This window comes from Paraburkholderia elongata (assembly GCF_013177735.1).
Lineage (GTDB): Bacteria > Pseudomonadota > Gammaproteobacteria > Burkholderiales > Burkholderiaceae > Paraburkholderia > Paraburkholderia elongata.
This window is the reverse complement of record NZ_WOEZ01000211.1, coordinates 40438-57055: the sequence shown is the minus strand read 5'-3', so window position 1 is coordinate 57055 and position 16618 is coordinate 40438. Positions and strand designations below refer to the sequence as shown.

Below are 16618 nucleotides of genomic sequence, written 5' to 3'. Positions count from 1 at the left end.
CGGCTTTGCGCATGGTGGTGGCGCGTTCGTTGGCCGGAATCTTGCGCCAGGCTTCGAAGCCGCGCTGTGCGGCGGCCAAGGCGCGGTCCAGATCCGCGATGCCGGCGTGAGCCACCTTGCCGATGGCGTTGCCGGTGGCAGGATTGATGACGTCGAGGGTTTTGCCGCTGGCGGCGTCGCACCACTCGCCGTTAATCAGAAGTCGGGTATCGGTATAGCTCGAGGTGGCCATGCTGGGTTCCTGTAAGTGGGAAGACGATAGGTCGCGCGGTCGGGGGTACTGGGCTGAACCTGCGCGGCCAAGGATGGACTGCCGATAGCAACCATCTTATCTGATTGCGGGCGATCACATCGGCGCTGCGCCCGCGCGCTGTGCCCACGGGAGGTGTGCGGCACGGGCCTTGCTCCTCCCGTTGTCGCGGCGGACAAACGCCTGCCTGAGCGGCGCCGCGCAAACAGGCGTAAAGTCAAGCAGTGGTCGCAATAACCGGCGGGAACCAGCAGCATGAGGATGGTGCGACGAGTGGGCAAAAGCAGCACTCGATGCAACGGTCGAAAGCAGCAGGCGAAAGACGGCGAATGCAACCCGATCAACCAAGGTGCAAATGAGGAATCGACATGCCGACCGGTACAGTGAAGTGGTTCAATGACGCGAAGGGCTTTGGCTTTATCACACCAGACGACGGTGGCGAGGATCTGTTTGCCCATTTCTCGGAAATTCGCAGCGAAGGTTTCAAATCGCTGCAGGAAAACCAGAAGGTCAGCTTTGAAATCAAGCAGGGACCGAAGGGCAAGCAGGCGGCGGATATCAAGCCGGTGTGAAAGCAGTGGCTGGTCCGCACGCGCAGGTGTGCGGACCAGCAGAATTTTTAAGGGGGGCGAGGGCGATTCGCTCGCGCTCTTCACTCAAATTCGCACAAAACGCGAGTTGGTTACGCGCAGGCGTTTCGCACCGCACCAATCCCATCGAGCAATTCGTTTCGCACACCGGCGAGCGTGGCGTCGCGCCGGTCGCGCGGATGCGGCGCGGCCACATCGAGGTCGCGCACCAGCCGTCCGGCGCCATGCTGGCCCGCCGTGTTGAGCAGCAGGACGCGATCGGACAGATAGAGCGCCTCATCCAGGTCATGCGTGACGATCAGCGCCGCCGTGGCGTGCGCGCGCGTCAGCGATAACAACAGGTCCTGCAGACGTATGCGGGTCATGGCGTCGACGGCGCTGAACGGCTCGTCGAGCAGCAACAGATCGGGCTGGGAGAACAGGCCACGCGCGAGCGCCACGCGTTGCGCCATGCCACCTGAAAGCTGCTTGGGCAGCGCCGCGCCGGTGCCGACCAGACCGACCTCATCGAGCAGTTGCCCCACATGCGGGTCCGCGCCTCGCCGTGGACCGGCGGAAAACGCGACGTTGTCGGCCACGCTCAGCCATGGCAGCAAGCGGGGCTCCTGAAAAATCACGCCGAGGCGCGGCGACGGGCCGTGTTGCGCCAGCCCGTCGAGCAAAATCTCCCCCTCGAAGTCGCGATCAAGGCCGGCCAGCACGCGCAGCAGCGTGCTCTTGCCGCACCCGCTCGGGCCGACCAGACTCACGATCTCTCCGCGTCGGATACCAAACGTCACGCGTTCGAGCACCGCGCGCGCTTCGTAGCGCTTGCTCACGGCACGAACCTGGAGCAGCGTCGGCTGATTTAAAAGATCTGCCGCGTTCAACGCGCACCTCGTGAGGAAGACCGGTCGTTCGCCGCATCGCGCCATGACAGCACGCGCGCTTCGATCGTTTTAAGGATGCTGTCGCTGAGCTTGCCGAGCAGTGCGAGCAACAGAATCGCGCCGAACACGAGATCGGGGCGGCCGGTTTCGCGGCCGTCGCTCAGTAGATAACCGAGGCCGCGGGTGGCGGCAATCAGCTCGGCAGCGACCATGAACATCCACGCGAGACTCAGGCCCGTGCGCAGTCCAGTGAAGATGTGTGGCAAGGACGCGGGCAACAGGATGCGCGTGAATAGCGCCCGCGGGCTCAAACGGTTGACTTCGCCGAGTTCGATCAGCTTTCTGTCGACGCCGCGAATGCCGGCCACGACGCTCAATTGCGCCGGAAAAAACGCGCCGATGGCGACGAGCGTGATTTTCGGCGCTTCGTCAATGCCCAACCACAGCAGCAGAATCGGCACCCAGGCGAGTGACGGAATCGCGCGCAGCGCCTGAAACGCGGGGTCGAGAAGTGCGTCGAGGCGGTGGCTCAAGCCCATTGCCGCACCGAGCAGAAGGGCGAGTGCGGAGCCGATGCCGAAACCCGCGAGTACGCGTATCGAGCTTGCACCGATGTGGCGGCCCAGACGCTCGCCGCCCAGTTGCCACAGCGTTTCAGCGATCGTGCTTGGCGCCGGCACGAGGTGCTCCGGCAACACCGAAGCACGCACCAACGCTTCGATCACGGCAAGGAAGGCAAGCGGCAGGATCAACCCGGCGATGCGCCAGCGTTTGAGCGGGTCACGCGGCCGCGACGCGACGCGCGACGATGCATCGGCAGCTTGCGGCGCGCGATAAAGCACGAGGTCATCCGTTACATGCGAACGGTGATGAAGCGCGAGCGATTCGTCGGTAGCCATGGGAGTCGGTCACATACTCTTCAAGCAGTGGGCGCAGCGAGCGCGGTGGCTCACTGGCCGCTGTTCGCGGCGATAACAGGCTGCGCCGTCTTCACGTCGATCAGGGCGTCGATGACCTGATTCAAATCCGTGCCCAGTTTCACCAGTTGCTCCTGCACTAGAATCGGCGCGGCCGCCTTGAGCGCGGCGAGTTGCTGCGCGCCCGGCTGCGGATGGCTGAAATCGTTGCGGCTCAGTTGCAGTCTGGCGACCGGCAGCGACAGCTTCGATTCTTCCGCGACGATCTTCGCGGTTTCGTCCGGATGCGCGGCGATCCACAGGCGCGCTTTTTCGTACACCTTGAGCAGCTGCGCGAGCGTCTCGGGATGGTCGCGGACGAAATCCTCGCGGGCGTCGAGCAAGCCCCACGTATTGAAGTCGACGTTGCGATACAGCAGCTTCGCGCCGTCGTCGATTTGCGCGGCCGCCATGTGCGGATCGAGGCCGGCCCAGGCGTCCACCTGGCCGTTGGCGAGCGCGGTGCGCCCGTCCGGGTGCTGAAGATTGACGATTTCCACGTCGTCGCGCGAAAGGCCCGCGGTGTGCAGGGCGCGCAATGCGAAGAGGAACGGGTCTGTGCCCTTGGTGGCGGCGATCTTCTTGCCCTTCAGGTCCGCGAGGGTTTTGATCGGCGAGTCCTTGCGTACCACGAGCGCGGTCCATTCGGGGCGCGAGAAAACGTACACCGCGCGAATCGGATTGCCGTTGGCTTTGGCGAGCACGGCGGCCAGACCCGCCGTCGAGCCAATGTCGATCGCGCCGCTGTTCAGATATTCGAGCGCGCGATTGCTGCCGAGGCTCAGCACCCATTTGACCTGGGTGTGCTGCGGTGCGAGTTCCTGTTCGAGCCAGCCGTTACGCTTGATGACGAGGCTTTCGGGCGAGTAGTAGGCGTAGTCGAGTTTCAGTTCGGCAGGCGGCGCGGCCCGTGCGATACCCGGTGTGAGGAGGGCGAGTGTGGCCGTTGCCGCGACCAGCAACGCACTCAGGCCGGCTTGCAGGCGTTTCGCAGGCTGCGGGTGTGAGGAGGAAATCGAAGAAAGCGAAGAAAACGATACGCGCGCCGTGCCCCGCGGGATTTTCATTGACTGGTCCTGTGATGGTCGTTTAGTTGTGACCGGTCAATGTAGTCAATGCGTGCGCTGAACTGAACGAATAAAAACTCACAATCAAAGCAGAACGGCCGCTATGGCGGACGTGGGCCGCTCATTCTTCGTCCTCGGCTGGTTCGACTGGGCGAGACAGGTTGCGCGCTGACAGGCAGCGGCACTGCAATTAATGTGTTTCGCCTATAACATACGGAAGCGCATGCGGGGCGGAGCCCGGTATTAACCACTTAGAACAATGTGGGCTGTGGCTATTTTTCTTAAGGTTTCCTTCAGCTTTGCTCCGTAGTATTTGCGCGATTCCCTGTGCCCGCGTGCATCCCCGCGGGCAATAGTTCCGATAGTTTTCCGACAGAAAACTGAAAGCGCCGATCAAAGGCTTGCTGGAGCATCCATGAAGACCCTGTTCTTGCAGGCGCCGTCGTACGACGGCTTCGACGGTGGCGCGGGTTCGCGCTATCAGGCCAAGCGTGAAGTGCGCTCGTTCTGGTATCCGACGTGGCTCGCGCAGCCCGCCGCGCTCATCCCCGATAGCCGCGTACTCGACGCCCCTGCCGACGGCCTGTCCGTCGACGCATCGCTCGATATCGCCCAGCAATACGACCTGGTGATCATCCACACCAGCACGCCGTCCTTTCCCACCGACGCCCTGTTTGCCGAAGACCTGAAGAAGCGCAAGCCTTCGGTGCTGATCGGCATGGTCGGCGCGAAGGTCGCGGTCGATCCGCACAATTCGCTGACCGCCAGCGAGGCGATCGATTTCGTCTGCCGTGAAGAATTCGACTTCACCTGCCAGGAAGTCGCCGAAGGCAAGCCGTTTGCCGGGATCAAGGGCCTGAGCTATCGCGCCGCCGACGGCTCGATCGAGCACAACGAAGCGCGCCCGATCCTGGAGAACATGGACGAACTGCCGTTCGTGGCGCCGGTGTACAAGCGCGATCTGACGATCGACAACTACTTCATCGGCTACCTGAAGCACCCGTACGTGTCGATCTACACAGGCCGCGGCTGCCGCTCGAAATGCACGTTCTGCCTGTGGCCGCAAACGGTGGGCGGGCATCGCTACCGCACGCGTTCGGTGGAGAACGTGCTGGAAGAAGTGAAGTGGATTCGCGACAACATGCCTGAAGTCAAGGAGATCATGTTCGACGACGACACCTTCACCGATTTCAAGCCGCGCGTCGAAGAGATCGCCCGCGGTCTCGGCAAGCTGGGCGTGACATGGTCATGCAACGCGAAGGCAAACGTGCCGTACGCGACGCTGAAGATCATGAAGGAAAACGGCCTGCGCCTGCTGCTGGTGGGCTACGAGTCCGGCGACGACCAGATTCTGCTGAACATCAAGAAGGGCCTGCGCACCGACATCGCGCGCCGTTTCAGCGAAGATTGCCGCAAGCTCGGCATCAAGATCCACGGCACCTTCATTCTTGGGCTGCCCGGCGAGACGCAGGACACGATCAAGAAGACCATCGAGTACGCGAAGGAAATCAATCCGCATACGATCCAGGTGTCGCTCGCCGCTCCCTATCCCGGCACGACGCTCTACAACCAGGCGATCGAGAATGGCTGGCTGGAAGAGAACAAGGTGATCAACCTCGTCAGCAAGTCAGGGGTGCAGCTCGCGGCGATCGGCTATCCGCATCTGTCGCGCGACGAGATTTACCACCAGCTCGAAAACTTCTACAAGCGTTTCTATTTCCGTCCGTCGAAGATCTGGGAAATTCTGCGTGAGATGCTCACGAGCTGGGACATGATGAAACGGCGTCTGCGTGAAGGCGTCGAATTCTTCCGCTTCCTGCGCGCGCACCAAGCGTGAGCGCCATGCATCTGCTCGCCGTCACGCTTGCCTATGCGTGCGCGGCGGGTGCTGTTTTCGGCGTCGCCTACACGGTGTTGGCGGGTGCCCTGATCGGCCGGTTCTTCGCGAGACCGGTGTCCGAGCCGACCAGTTTTCCGCCAGTCACGATCGTCAAACCGTTACATGGCAATGAGTGGGCGTTGCTCGCTAATCTGTCGAGCTTCTGTCAGCAGGACTATCCGGGTCCCGTGCAATTTCTGTTCGGCGTGCACGATTCGGCCGACCCCGCCTTGCAAACCGTCGACGATCTGCGACGGCTGCATCCAGAAGCGGACATCACGGTGGTCGCGGATGCACGCCTGTACGGTCCGAACCGCAAGATCAGCAACATCCTCAATATGCTGCCGCAAGCCCAGCACGACGTGCTGGTTTTCGCCGACAGCGACGTGAGCGTCGGGCCGGATTATCTGCGCAATGTGATTGGCGAATTGCAGAAACCCGGTGTCGGTCTCGTCACCTGCGTGTATCGCGGCACGCCCGATCCCGGCTTCTGGCCGCGCATGTCGGCCAAGGCCACCAACTACCAATTCCTGCCTGGCGTGGTGATGGGACTCGCGCTCGGTCTCGCGCGCCCTTGCTTTGGGCAGACCATCGCGATGCGGCGCGATACTCTGGAAAAAATCGGCGGATTCACACCGTTCGTGAAGCATCTGGCCGAGGACCATGCAATCGGTGAAGCCGTGCGCATGATCGGCGAGAAGGTTGTGATTCCGCCGTTCACGATCTCGCATGCCTGCGTGGAATCGAGCGCGACGCAACTGATCGCGCACGAACTGCGCTGGAGCCGCACGATTCGCAGCATCGATCCGCTCGGCCATCTCGGCTCGGCGCTGATTCATCCGCTCGCCTTCGCACTGCTCGCCATCCTCTTCTCGGGTGGCGCGCTGTGGTCGTGGCCGCTCGCGCTGGTTGCCGTGTGCGCCCGGCTCGCACTGAAACTGCTGTCCGATCGCGCGTTGCGACAGGCCCATCGCGACCTGTGGCTGTTGCCGTTATGGGATATCGTTTCGTTTTCGATTTTTGTGGCAAGCTTCTGGTCCTCGCGCGTGATATGGCGCGGCTTCAGTTTCAAGGTGGATGGCGACGGCCTGTTGTCGGCCGTGCAGGACGGAATGACGGATGAACAGCAGGTTGGGTAAGCAATGATGCGCGGGTATCTGGAAGAGGGTGGCGAGGACAATGCAGCGGGCTTGAAGCGTGCGCCAGAGGTGGCCGCGTGATGAAGCATCTCGGCCGCATCGCCGCGCTTGCCGGCTTGCTGGTGTCGCTGTGGCTGGTCTGGCACGACAATCCCGGCGCCGTGCTCGACGCACTGCGTGCCGCGGGCGTCGGCCTCTTCCTGGCGGCGATTGCGCACGTGTTGCCGATGATCGCCAATGCCTGCGACTGGCGCTCGCTGATTCGCGGCGCGAACCGGCCTAGCATTGCCAATATGCTGCACCTAGTCTGGGTGCGCGAATCCGTCAATAGCATGTTGCCGGTGGCGCGTATCGGCGGCGAGGTGGTGTCGTTCCGGATGCTCAAGCGCTGGGGCGTGCGGCCGTCTACGGCGGTCGGCAGCATCATCGTCGATATGCAGCTCACGGTGATCAGCCAATTGCTGTTCACGATGGTCGGCATCGGGTTTCTGTTCGCGCATGCGCATTCCGACACGCTGCGGCTCGCCGGGCAACTGGCGTGGGGCGTGGTGGTGCTGACGCCGCTGCTGGTGCTGTTCGCACTCGTGCAGCATGCCAGCCCGTTCGAGCGCATCACGCGCACCCTCAATCGTATGACGAGCGGCAAGCTCGCCGTGCTCGTCGGACAATCGGCGCAGATCGACCAGACCATCAAGCTGATCTGGCGCCGCCGCGGCGTGGTGCTGCGCTATCTGTTTTTCTGGCAGCCGCTGCAGTGCTTCCTGACGTCGCTCGAAATCTGGCTCGCGCTGTACTTTCTCGGCGTTCACGTCACGCTGGTCGAAGCGGTGGTGATCGAATCGCTGATCCAGGCGATCAGCAGCGCGGCGTTCTTCGTGCCGGGCGGTCTGGGTGTGCAGGAGGGCGGTTTCATTCTGATTGGCGGCGCGCTGGGCCTCGATCCTTCCACCTGCCTCGCGCTCGCCGGCGCGCGGCGCATTCGTGATCTGCTGATGTTCGTGCCCGGACTCATTGCGTGGCAGTTTGCCGAGTCGTCGAATCGCGAGCCGGAGGGGGCGGAACGGGCGGAACGGGCAGTGCGGACGGCCGTGAGCGAGGCAAGCCAGCGCTAGGCCGCCAGGAACGACAGATTTCCTTTATCCCGCAGGCCTGGCGATGGTCTGTGCGGCAACTTCGTCAATACGCTCGGCGCGCTCAGCGCCCCCTCTGCAGCATCCTCAACAACACCCTCGACAACACCCTCAGTCCGCTCCCGCATAAGCAGGAAACGACACTTCCACCGCGAGCCCGCGCTCGCCGATGCCCGCGCCGAGATGCAGACTCGCCCCGAAATGCTCGGCGATTCGCGCGACGATCGAGAGGCCCAACCCGCTGCCGGTGGCCTGATTGCCGGTCGCGCGGAAAAAACGATGCGTGAGGCGCGGGAGGTCGCTGGGCGCGACGCCGGGGCCGTCGTCGCGTACGGTAAGCTGCACCCGGCCGACTTCATGCTGCACGGCCACTTCGACGCTGCCGCCGGTGCGTCCGTACTTGATGGCGTTATCGAGCAGATTGTCGAGCAGGATGCCGATCAGGACGGGCTCCGCGTTGATCTCGGCGCGCATGTCGCCGGTGAGCGTGACACGAATGTTCTTCTGCTGCGCATTGCGTTCGTTGGCAAGCATCGTGTCTTTCGCCACCGCCGCGGGCCTGACTCGCGCGGAAGAGAGTTTTTCGTGCGCATCCAGACGTGCGAGCAGCAACAACTGCTCCGCGAGCCGAGCGCTGCGATCGACGCCCTGCACCACGCGTACCATTGCCACACGCTGTAACGCCGTGTTCGGTTCGGCCAGGGCGACCTGCGCCTGCACCTTGATAGCGGCAAGCGGCGTTTTCAGTTCATGGGCGGCGTCGGCGGTGAACGCGCGTTCGCGTTCGATGGAGTGCCGCAAGCGCGACAGCACCAGATTGATCGCGTCGACGAGCGGCCGCACCTCGGTCGGAGCCCGGCCGATGTCGACCGGTTCCAGCCGGTTGATGTCGCGCGCGCGGATGGCGCCGGAGAGGACCTTGAGCGGCGCCAGGCTCCAGCCGATGCTGAACCACACCAGCAGCGCCAGCGCGGGCAGCGCGATGAGCGTGGGGCGGGCGATCCGGTTCGCGACGCCGCTCACCAGGTCGCTGCGCGTATTGGCCGGCTCGAATACGCGCACCGTGTGGCCGAGCGCGGTGTCGCGCAAGGTGAACGTATGCCATTCCCGACCACCCAGCGTCATGTTTTGCGCGCCGCTGGCGGGCGGCACGGGTAGATCCCACGCTTCTAGCGCGCGCAATTGCGGGCTGCCCGCCAGCACGTCGCCGTTCGCGCTGCGCACCTGGAATAGCGCGTCGCGCGGCAAGGAATCGTCGTCGTCGCTATTGTTCGCGCCGGGGGCGCCGCCTTTTTCTTCCTCGCGCACGTCGATGCGCGCATTGGCCAGCGCGGTCAGATTGCGCTGGTCGAGTTGCGCGAAGATTTGCGCGAGTTCCGCAAGGCGCGCCTCTTCCCATTCGCTGACTTCGCGCGTGGCCTGCCGATAGCTCGATATCAGCGCGATGCCCCAGATCAGCGCGATGCTGGTCAGGACCAGCAGCATCAGGCGGCGCCGTATCGATGCCGACATTACGCTTTCTCCACCACGTAGCCGATATTGCGCACGGTTCTGATCAGCTTGGCGCCGAGCTTTTTGCGCAGGTTGGACACATGGACCTCGATCGCATTGCTTTCGATTTCTTCCTGCCAACCATACAAACTCTCTTCGAGGCGCGAGCGCGACTGAGGAATGCCCTGATTGGTCAGCAACTGCATCAGGATCGCCCATTCACGCGAGGTGAGCGGCACGCGCGTATTGCCGACTTCGACGGTTTGCGCGGCGGGATTGACCGTCAGATCCTGATAGCGGATCACCTCGACGCTGCGCCCTTGCGCGCGGCGCAGCAGGGCCCGGCAGCGGGCAATCAGCTCGGTCAGGTCGAAGGGCTTGCCGAGGTAGTCGTCGGCGCCGGCTTCGAGGCCGTCGACGCGGTCCACCACCGTGCCTCTCGCGGTCAGCACCAGCACCGGCACGTCTTTGCCGGCGTCGCGCAACCGTTTCAGCAGTTCCATACCCGATACCCTGGGTAAGCCGAGATCGAGCAGGACCATCGCATAGGCGGTAGTATCGAGCGCGAGGCTGGCCTTGTGGCCGTCGCGTGCCCAATCGACTGTGAAACCGGCTTGACGCAGTCCCGCTTCGATGCCGCAGCCGATCAGGTCGTCGTCTTCTACGAGGAGTACGCGCATGGGGGAGAGATTCCGTTCGATGTCAATTGCATAGCGGTGACAGCTTTTAAGTAAGCGCCACGCCGAATATTCGAAGTTTAACGATCATGTTCATGACACGCTTTATACCTCTTTCTTCCTTAAGGTTTCCTTCAGCTAGAATCGCTACTATCGCCCGTGAATTGGTTACTGTCGCGTGGCGGACATGAGCGCGCGACACTACGTCGAGTTGTCAGAGCATCGCAACTTAATCGTAAGCACATCATTCGAATGTACGGCCGGCGCTTCTGTCGGCGTTTTTGCCAGCGCTTTTTGCCGGCGAATCGCGCCGCTCCAGGTCGACGTGCGTTTCTTCAGGCCACGAGATCACGCCATGAAGCCAGTCACTATCGACATGCTGCGAGCCCATCTGATGGCGGCTTCGCTCACGGCCATGGGTACCGAAGTGCTCGCATTGCTGGCCGGGCACTAACGGACGCGGGCTATGGCGGCGCACGCATTGACAGCATGCCAATGGGTCCTGTTATCCGGCTGCGTGTCGGCTTCGCTCTATGCGATGCTGGCAGCGGTGGCGATGCCGTTCTTCGCGGCGCGCCGCGGGGCGCGCGCGAGTGTTGCCGCCCGGGCGTCGGATCCTCTGCCTCCTTTTGCGAAAGTCGGCGTCAGCGTGCTCAAGCCGCTGTGCGGCGCCGAGCCGCGTCTCTACGAGAATCTCAGAACCTTCTGCGACCAGCGCCACGAGCATTTCCAGCTGGTGCTCGGTGTATCGTCGCCGGACGATCCCGCCATCGCCGTGGTGCGCCGTTTGCAGGCTGCTTATCCGATGCACGACATCGACCTCGCGATCGACACGCGCGTACACGGCAGCAATCTCAAGGTCAGCAACCTGATCAACATGGCGGAGCGGGCGCGTCATGACGTGATCGTGATTGCGGATAGCGATATCGCGGTCGAAGCCGATTATCTCGACACGGTGGCGGCGCCGCTCGCCGATCCGCGCGTGGGAGTGGTGACCTGTCTCTACGTGGCACAAGGCGTCGGCGGTTTCTGGCCGCGGGTTGGCGCGCTATTCATCAACGAGTGGTTCGCTCCGTCGGTGCGGGTCGCGCATGCGGCGGGGTCGCGCCGCTTCGGTTTCGGTGCGACGCTCGCTTTACGCCGAGCGACGCTCGAGCGCATCGGCGGTTTCGACGCGCTGAAAAACTGTCTCGCGGACGATTACTGGCTCGCCGAACACGTGCGCGCGCTTGGGCTTAGCACGGTGCTTTCGCGCGTGATGGTGGCCACCGACGTCATCGAGCCGACTTTTTCAGCCTTGTGGCAGCGTGAGACGCGCTGGCTGCGCACGATCCGCTCGGTGAACCCGCTTGGCTTTGCGTTTCTGTTCATCACGTTCCCGACGCCGTGGCTCCTTGCCGGCGCATGGCTCACCAGCGGCCTTGCGAACGGTCCGTTCGACGGCGTGCACCTGTGGGCGGCGTTGGCGAGCGGCGCCAGCACGGCGGCGCTTTTTGCCGCGCGCATGCTGCTGCATCTGCGTGCCGCGCGTCATGAGCGCACTTTCTGGCGCGATTTGCTGCTCGTGCCGTTGCGCGATACTTTGCTGGCGTTCCAATGGCTCACGGGCGCGTTCGGCTCGCATGTGGTTTGGCGTGGTGCACGCGTGCCGGTTGAGGGTTCTGCGTCGATCACGCATGGTGCGGCGTTGCGGGTGATGGATGTTATGGAGACTTCGGATGGTGGCTAGGCCGCTTGGGCTGATCGTCAGTGCCGGCGATTTCTGTCTGTATGCCTGCGGCGTTGGCCTTTCCTTGATCTCGCTTCTTGGCCTTTCCTTGAATTGATATTGGTTTATTAGTGTCGCCCCTGTGCGGGGCAGGCACTTACTTTCTTTGCCGCCGCAAAGAAAGTAAGCAAAGAAAGCGGCTTCACACCGCTAATTCTTAAGCGGGTCCCCTGGCTTGGAGGGGGTAGTGGTGCATCTGGAATCCGTGTTCTCGCACATTCGGCGTGAGTGACAAAGCCGTCATACTTCCGGCGACGCTGCGCGCGCCGAAGAGTACCTCTTAAAACCGTTCGCTGTGTTTTAGCGCTCGCGTCTTGCTTAGAACCCCGGCTCGTCATCGCCACCGCCGCCGCCGGGGCAACACACCGACACTTCATTCGAAGTGGGGGGGCGCCCACGAGAGCAGCGGCGCATTGCCGAGGCGAAGCCGATGGCCCCCACCGCACACGAACGAAGCCGCATGGTTTCCCTGGCAGACCCATCCGCGACGCACGCAGTGCGGAGTGGGAGCTGATGAGCCCTTTGTCACTAACGCCGAATGCGCAAGGGCACGGATTCCAGATGCACCACTACCCCCTCCAAGCCAGGGGACCCGCTTAAGAATTAGCGGTTGGAGCCGCTTTCTTTGCTTACTTTCTTTGCGGCGGCAAAGAAAGTAAGTGCCTGCCCCGCACAGGGGCGACGCTAATAGACCAATAAGAAAACAAGGAAAGGCCAACGCGGCAGGCATATAACCAAGCGCCGCGCAGGCCAAAAAAACAATCAAACAGCTACAGCAACACTTTCCTTAAGCACAGCTTCAAGAATCCCCATTGCCTCATCAAAGACAGAATCCTGAATCGTAAGAGGAAAAAGAAACCGAACCACATTCGAATAAACACCACAAACGAGCAACAACAACCCGCGCTCAAGCGCTCTTGCCTGCACCCGCTTGGTGAAGTCAGCATCCGGCTCCGTCCCACCCGCCTTGCAGAACTCAACAGCAACCATTCCGCCCGGCCCACGCACATCGGCGATCTGCGGAACTTCACTCTGAAGCGCGATCAGCTTCGCCTTAACACGATCACCCAAAACAGTAGCCCGCTCGCAGAGCTTCTCTTCATCGATGATATCGAGCACAGCATGCGCGGAAGCAACCGCCAGCGGGTTACCCGCATACGTGCCACCCAGGCCACCAGGAGCCGCCGCATCCATCAAATCAGCACGCCCAACCACACCCGATAACGGCATGCCACCGGCCAGGCTCTTGGCCATCGTCATCAGATCAGGCACCACGTCATAGTGATGCATCGCAAACAACTTGCCGGTACGAGCAAAACCCGTTTGCACCTCATCGGCAATCAGCAAAATGCCATGCTCATTGCACAGCTTGCGCAAGGCGCGCACGAACTCGGCCGGCGCCGGATAGAAACCGCCTTCGCCCTGAACCGGTTCGAAAATAATCGCCGCGACGCGCTTCGGATCGATGTCGGCCTTGAACAGAAACTCGATCGCCTTCAGCGAATCAGCCGTCGTCACGCCGTGCAGCGGATTCGGGAACGGGGCATGGAACACGTCCGCGGGGAACGGACCAAAGCCGATCTTGTACGGCGCAACCTTGCCGGTCAGCGCCATGCCCATCATCGTGCGGCCATGAAAGCCGCCGGTGAACGCAATCACGCCCGGACGGCCGGTCGCGGCACGCGCAATCTTGATCGCGTTTTCAACGGCTTCGGCGCCCGTCGTGAAGAAGGCGGTTTTCTTCGGATAGTCGCCCGGCGCACGCGCGTTGATCTTCTCAGCCAGTTCGACATACGACGCGTACGGCACGATCTGATACGCGGTGTGCGTGAAATGATCGAGCTGGTCACGGATCGCCGCCAGAATCTTCGGGTGACGGTGGCCCGTGTTGCACACGGCAATACCCGCGGCGAAATCAATGAAACGGCGGCCTTCGACGTCCCACAATTCGGCGTTCTCCGCGCGCTCGGCGTAGAAATCGCACATCACCCCGACGCCACGCGGTGTGGCGGCGTCTTTGCGGCTCTTCAGTTCAGCATTCTTCATGGTTATCTCCTTCGCTCCTCGGTTTTGCGGGGACCGCGCGCTCAGCGCAGCACATGCAGCGACTATAATGAGATTTGGCTCTTAATTTCAGAGCCATTTCAATAAAAATGTAGGAGCCATTCATGCGCGCGAGCGTTTTGTCCGACTGGCTGGCGCAGCGCCTCGACCGTGGCAATGGCCAGCCGATCTATCGTCAGCTGCATCGGCTGTTGCAGCAGGCGATCCTGTCGCGCGAATTGCCGGCGGGCAGCAAGGTGCCGTCATCTCGTCTGCTGGCGCAGGAATTGGGCATCGGGCGCAATACCGTCACGCAAGTGTATGAGCAGTTGGTGCTCGAGGGCTATGTGAGTTCGGCAACCGGTCGCGGCACGTTCGTCGCCGATAGCGCGCCGGACGAGATCGTCGGCGTACCCGACGCCGAGACGCCGGCCGCGCCGCTCGAGTCATTGCCGCCGCCACTGCCGTTGCAGGGCAACCGCGCGTTGTCGACACGCGGCGCGCGGCTCATTGCGGGGGCGGGCGTGTCGAAGCGGCAATGGGGCGCGTTTATGCCCGGGGTGCCGGATGTCACGAAGTTTCCGGCGCGCGTGTGGAGCCGCCTGCACAACAAGTATTGGCGCCGGCTGCGCCCGGACTTGCTGACCTACGCGCCGGGCGGCGGGCTGGCCTCGTTGCGGCATGCGTTGGCCGACTATCTGCGCACGTCGCGCTCGGTGCGTTGTACGCCCGAGCAGATCATTATCACGACCGGGATCCACCAGTCGGTCGACCTGGCTGTGCGTCTGCTGTCCGATCCGGGCGACGTGATCTGGACCGAAGACCCTTGCTACTGGGGCGTGCGCAGCGTGCTGCACGTGTCCGGCTTGCAATCGCGCCCGATCGCCGTCGACGAAGAAGGCATCAATCCCTCCGCCGACGATCTCGCGCAGCCGCCGAAGCTGATGCTCGTCACGCCGTCGCATCAATATCCGCTCGGCATGGTGATGAGCCTCGCGCGGCGCCGCATGCTGCTCGAATACGCAAGACAAAACCAGTGTTGGATCATCGAGGACGACTACGACAGCGAATACCGCTACGGCAGCCGGCCTCTGGCATCGCTGCAGGGTCTGGACAGGTCCGGGCAGGTGATTTACGTGGGCAGCTTCGGCAAGACGCTGTTTCCGGGCTTGCGCATTGGCTACCTGGTCGTGCCCGAGGCGCTCGCCGAGAGCTTTGCGACCGCGAGCGCGGAGCTCTATCGGGAAGGGCAGTTGTTGCAGCAGGCGATGCTCGCGGAGTTCATCGCGGAAGGGCATTTCACGTCGCATATCCGCAAGATGCGGACCCTCTACGGGCAGCGTCGCCAGACCCTGCTGGATGCTGCCGCGCACCGTTATGGCGATGCGCTGCCGGCTGTGGGCGGCGATGCCGGGTTGCATCTGGTGATGCAATTGCCTGAAGGCAGCGATGACCGCGCAGTGGCGGCTGCCGCGCTGGAGCGCAATATCGTCGTGCGGCCTTTGTCGGGGTATTACGCGCAACCGTCGCTGGCGCCGTCGGGTCTGCTGATCGGCTATGCGTGCGTGCCGGACGAGGAGATCGCGCCTGCTTTCAATACGCTGGCTGATGCGATCGACGCGACGCTTGTGCAGTTTGCGTGAGCGTGGGCGAGGGCGCTCTACGCCTTCAAACCGGCCTCAAAGCGGTTTCAGAGCGGAGCAACGAGGCGGCAACAACGTGGCATCAACATAGCGCCACTGTGCTTTAAATCCGAATCAACACAGCCCCTAGCGTAACCAGTGCGCACGCCACGATACGCCGCGTCGTCAGCTTCTCCTGCATGAACAGCCAGCCGATCAGCACCGCGAAGATCGAACTCAGCTCACGCAGCGCGGAAACCATCGCAATCGGCAGAGTGCGGTAGGCCTCGATGATCAGGCAATAGGCGGTGAGTGCGAGCGCGCCGGACGCGATGCCCTTGAGCACCACCGTGCGGCCGATGAACAGCCCCTTTGCGCCGCCGCGCCAATGCCAGGCAAGCAGAAACTGCGGGACATTCCAGATCAGATAAACCCACATGATGTAGCTCAGGCCATTGCCCGCCACGCGCGCGCCGATTCCGTCGACCACCGAATACGTTGCGATGAAGAAGCCGGTCAGCAGCGCGAACGGCACGCTTTCGCCGGAGAACCGCATGCCGCGGCGGAACGCCAGCGAGACCATGCCGAGCGACACCAGCGCCACGCCGATCGCCGCCAGCGGTTTGAGCGTTTCGTGCGCGAACACCAGCGCGCCGACGAATACGAGCATCGGCGAAAGGCCGCGTGCAATCGGATAAATTTGCCCGAAGTCACCGCTCTTGTAAGCGCGGATCAGGGCCAGCAGGTAGCCGAATTCGAGTACTACCGAGGCGAAGATGTAAGGCCAGGCCGCCAGTTCAGGCAAGGGCAGCACGATCACGCCAACCGAGCTGACGGCGATATACGGAATCGCCATCATGCCGAGCAGCCATACACGGTCTTCGGATAGGTGCAGAAACGCGTTCCAGGTGGCGTGAAGCAGCGCGGAGAGCAGCACCAGCATGACGACAAAGGTGTCCATCAAAGACCAGGGAGAGGAGAAAGAAGGCCAGGGGAGCCGGCCGCAAGCACGTGATTATTCCAGCAGAACGCCGGAATGGAGGGGTGGACGACTAAAGTGAAGGGGTTTTGTGTGGCGAAAACCGGCAATTTGTGGCAACGAAAACCCGCTGCTAAACCTCGGCGCAGGCGCAGCGC

The 16618-nt window shown here is 62.6% G+C and carries 14 protein-coding genes; 6 read left to right on the top strand and 8 right to left on the bottom strand.

The window, feature by feature from the left end; all coding sequences use genetic code 11:
* Positions 1-232, bottom strand: a 232-nt coding sequence (locus tag GNZ13_RS38325; RefSeq protein ID WP_172174763.1) for an aldehyde dehydrogenase family protein, incomplete at its 3' end; no start/stop codon positions are given.
* 386 nt (positions 233-618) lie between these two features.
* On the opposite strand from GNZ13_RS38325, the gene GNZ13_RS38320 reads away from it, so the two are divergent.
* Positions 619-822, top strand: a complete 204-nt coding sequence (locus GNZ13_RS38320; RefSeq protein ID WP_007181784.1) for a cold-shock protein — start codon at positions 619-621, stop codon at positions 820-822.
* Positions 823-932: 110 nt separating this feature from the next.
* On the opposite strand, the gene GNZ13_RS38315 is transcribed toward GNZ13_RS38320, so the two are convergent.
* Genes GNZ13_RS38315 through GNZ13_RS38305 form a run of 3 tightly spaced genes read right to left on the bottom strand, consistent with a single transcriptional unit; the run spans position 933 to position 3732 of the window.
* Positions 933-1709, bottom strand: coding sequence for an ABC transporter ATP-binding protein (locus tag GNZ13_RS38315; protein WP_236002375.1), 777 nt, complete (start codon positions 1707-1709; stop codon positions 933-935).
* Positions 1706-2608 (bottom strand): ABC transporter permease, encoded by a 903-nt coding sequence (locus tag GNZ13_RS38310; RefSeq protein ID WP_172174757.1) that lies wholly within the window; start codon positions 2606-2608, stop codon positions 1706-1708. The genes GNZ13_RS38315 and GNZ13_RS38310 overlap by 4 nt, the downstream gene beginning before the upstream one ends.
* A gap of 50 nt (positions 2609-2658) precedes the next feature.
* Positions 2659-3732 (bottom strand): aliphatic sulfonate ABC transporter substrate-binding protein, encoded by a 1074-nt coding sequence (locus GNZ13_RS38305; RefSeq protein WP_172174754.1) that lies wholly within the window; start codon positions 3730-3732, stop codon positions 2659-2661.
* Positions 3733-4147: 415 nt separating this feature from the next.
* On the opposite strand from GNZ13_RS38305, the gene hpnJ reads away from it, so the two are divergent.
* The 3 genes from hpnJ (at position 4148) to GNZ13_RS38290 (ending at position 7862) form a co-directional block, all read left to right on the top strand.
* Positions 4148-5569 (top strand): hopanoid biosynthesis associated radical SAM protein HpnJ, encoded by a 1422-nt coding sequence (hpnJ, locus tag GNZ13_RS38300; RefSeq protein WP_172174751.1) that lies wholly within the window; start codon positions 4148-4150, stop codon positions 5567-5569.
* Positions 5566-6750: a bacteriohopanetetrol glucosamine biosynthesis glycosyltransferase HpnI gene (gene hpnI / locus GNZ13_RS38295; RefSeq protein ID WP_172174748.1), complete on the top strand. Its 1185-nt coding sequence runs from the start codon at positions 5566-5568 to the stop codon at positions 6748-6750. Before hpnJ ends, hpnI (GNZ13_RS38295) begins: the two co-directional genes overlap by 4 nt.
* An 80-nt stretch (positions 6751-6830) precedes the next feature.
* Positions 6831-7862 (top strand): flippase-like domain-containing protein, encoded by a 1032-nt coding sequence (locus GNZ13_RS38290; protein WP_172174769.1) that lies wholly within the window; start codon positions 6831-6833, stop codon positions 7860-7862.
* Positions 7863-7991: 129 nt separating this feature from the next.
* Here GNZ13_RS38290 and GNZ13_RS38285 read toward each other — a convergent pair whose 3' ends face one another.
* Positions 7992-9392, bottom strand: coding sequence for an ATP-binding protein (locus GNZ13_RS38285; RefSeq protein WP_172174745.1), 1401 nt, complete (start codon positions 9390-9392; stop codon positions 7992-7994).
* The gene (locus GNZ13_RS38280; RefSeq protein ID WP_172174742.1) at positions 9392-10051 is read right to left on the bottom strand and encodes a response regulator; all 660 of its coding nucleotides are present in this window, start codon (positions 10049-10051) and stop codon (positions 9392-9394) included. Before GNZ13_RS38280 ends, GNZ13_RS38285 begins: the two co-directional genes overlap by 1 nt.
* Before the next feature lie 463 nt (positions 10052-10514).
* On the opposite strand from GNZ13_RS38280, the gene hpnI (GNZ13_RS38275) reads away from it, so the two are divergent.
* On the top strand, positions 10515-11777 hold the full coding sequence (gene hpnI / locus GNZ13_RS38275; protein ID WP_172174739.1) for a bacteriohopanetetrol glucosamine biosynthesis glycosyltransferase HpnI: 1263 nt from the start codon (positions 10515-10517) through the stop codon (positions 11775-11777).
* A gap of 801 nt (positions 11778-12578) precedes the next feature.
* Here the strand turns inward: hpnI (GNZ13_RS38275) and GNZ13_RS38270 are convergent.
* Positions 12579-13862, bottom strand: coding sequence for a 4-aminobutyrate--2-oxoglutarate transaminase (locus GNZ13_RS38270; RefSeq protein WP_172161415.1), 1284 nt, complete (start codon positions 13860-13862; stop codon positions 12579-12581).
* Between the two features lie 122 nt (positions 13863-13984).
* Between GNZ13_RS38270 and pdxR the strand changes: the two genes are divergently transcribed.
* Positions 13985-15502 (top strand): MocR-like pyridoxine biosynthesis transcription factor PdxR, encoded by a 1518-nt coding sequence (gene pdxR, locus GNZ13_RS38265; protein WP_172161413.1) that lies wholly within the window; start codon positions 13985-13987, stop codon positions 15500-15502.
* A gap of 103 nt (positions 15503-15605) precedes the next feature.
* Here the strand turns inward: pdxR and GNZ13_RS38260 are convergent, their stop codons facing one another.
* A complete protein-coding gene (locus GNZ13_RS38260) occupies positions 15606-16442 on the bottom strand; it encodes a DMT family transporter (RefSeq protein WP_172161411.1) in 837 nt (278 codons plus the stop codon).
* Positions 16443-16618 lie beyond the last annotated feature (176 nt).

What these genes read in the sequence shown, in the direction of transcription:
- GNZ13_RS38285 (WP_172174745.1), bottom strand. Translation starts at nt 9,392, where the DNA reads ATGTCGGCATCGATACGGCGCCGCCTGATGCTGCTGGTCCTGACCAGC.
- hpnI (WP_172174739.1), top strand. Translation starts at nt 10,515, where the DNA reads ATGGCGGCGCACGCATTGACAGCATGCCAATGGGTCCTGTTATCCGGC.
- GNZ13_RS38305 (WP_172174754.1), bottom strand. Translation starts at nt 3,732, where the DNA reads ATGAAAATCCCGCGGGGCACGGCGCGCGTATCGTTTTCTTCGCTTTCT.
- GNZ13_RS38320 (WP_007181784.1), top strand. Translation starts at nt 619, where the DNA reads ATGCCGACCGGTACAGTGAAGTGGTTCAATGACGCGAAGGGCTTTGGC.
- GNZ13_RS38260 (WP_172161411.1), bottom strand. Translation starts at nt 16,442, where the DNA reads ATGGACACCTTTGTCGTCATGCTGGTGCTGCTCTCCGCGCTGCTTCAC.
- hpnJ (WP_172174751.1), top strand. Translation starts at nt 4,148, where the DNA reads ATGAAGACCCTGTTCTTGCAGGCGCCGTCGTACGACGGCTTCGACGGT.
- pdxR (WP_172161413.1), top strand. Translation starts at nt 13,985, where the DNA reads ATGCGCGCGAGCGTTTTGTCCGACTGGCTGGCGCAGCGCCTCGACCGT.
- GNZ13_RS38290 (WP_172174769.1), top strand. Translation starts at nt 6,831, where the DNA reads ATGAAGCATCTCGGCCGCATCGCCGCGCTTGCCGGCTTGCTGGTGTCG.
- GNZ13_RS38280 (WP_172174742.1), bottom strand. Translation starts at nt 10,051, where the DNA reads ATGCGCGTACTCCTCGTAGAAGACGACGACCTGATCGGCTGCGGCATC.
- GNZ13_RS38270 (WP_172161415.1), bottom strand. Translation starts at nt 13,862, where the DNA reads ATGAAGAATGCTGAACTGAAGAGCCGCAAAGACGCCGCCACACCGCGT.
- GNZ13_RS38310 (WP_172174757.1), bottom strand. Translation starts at nt 2,608, where the DNA reads ATGGCTACCGACGAATCGCTCGCGCTTCATCACCGTTCGCATGTAACG.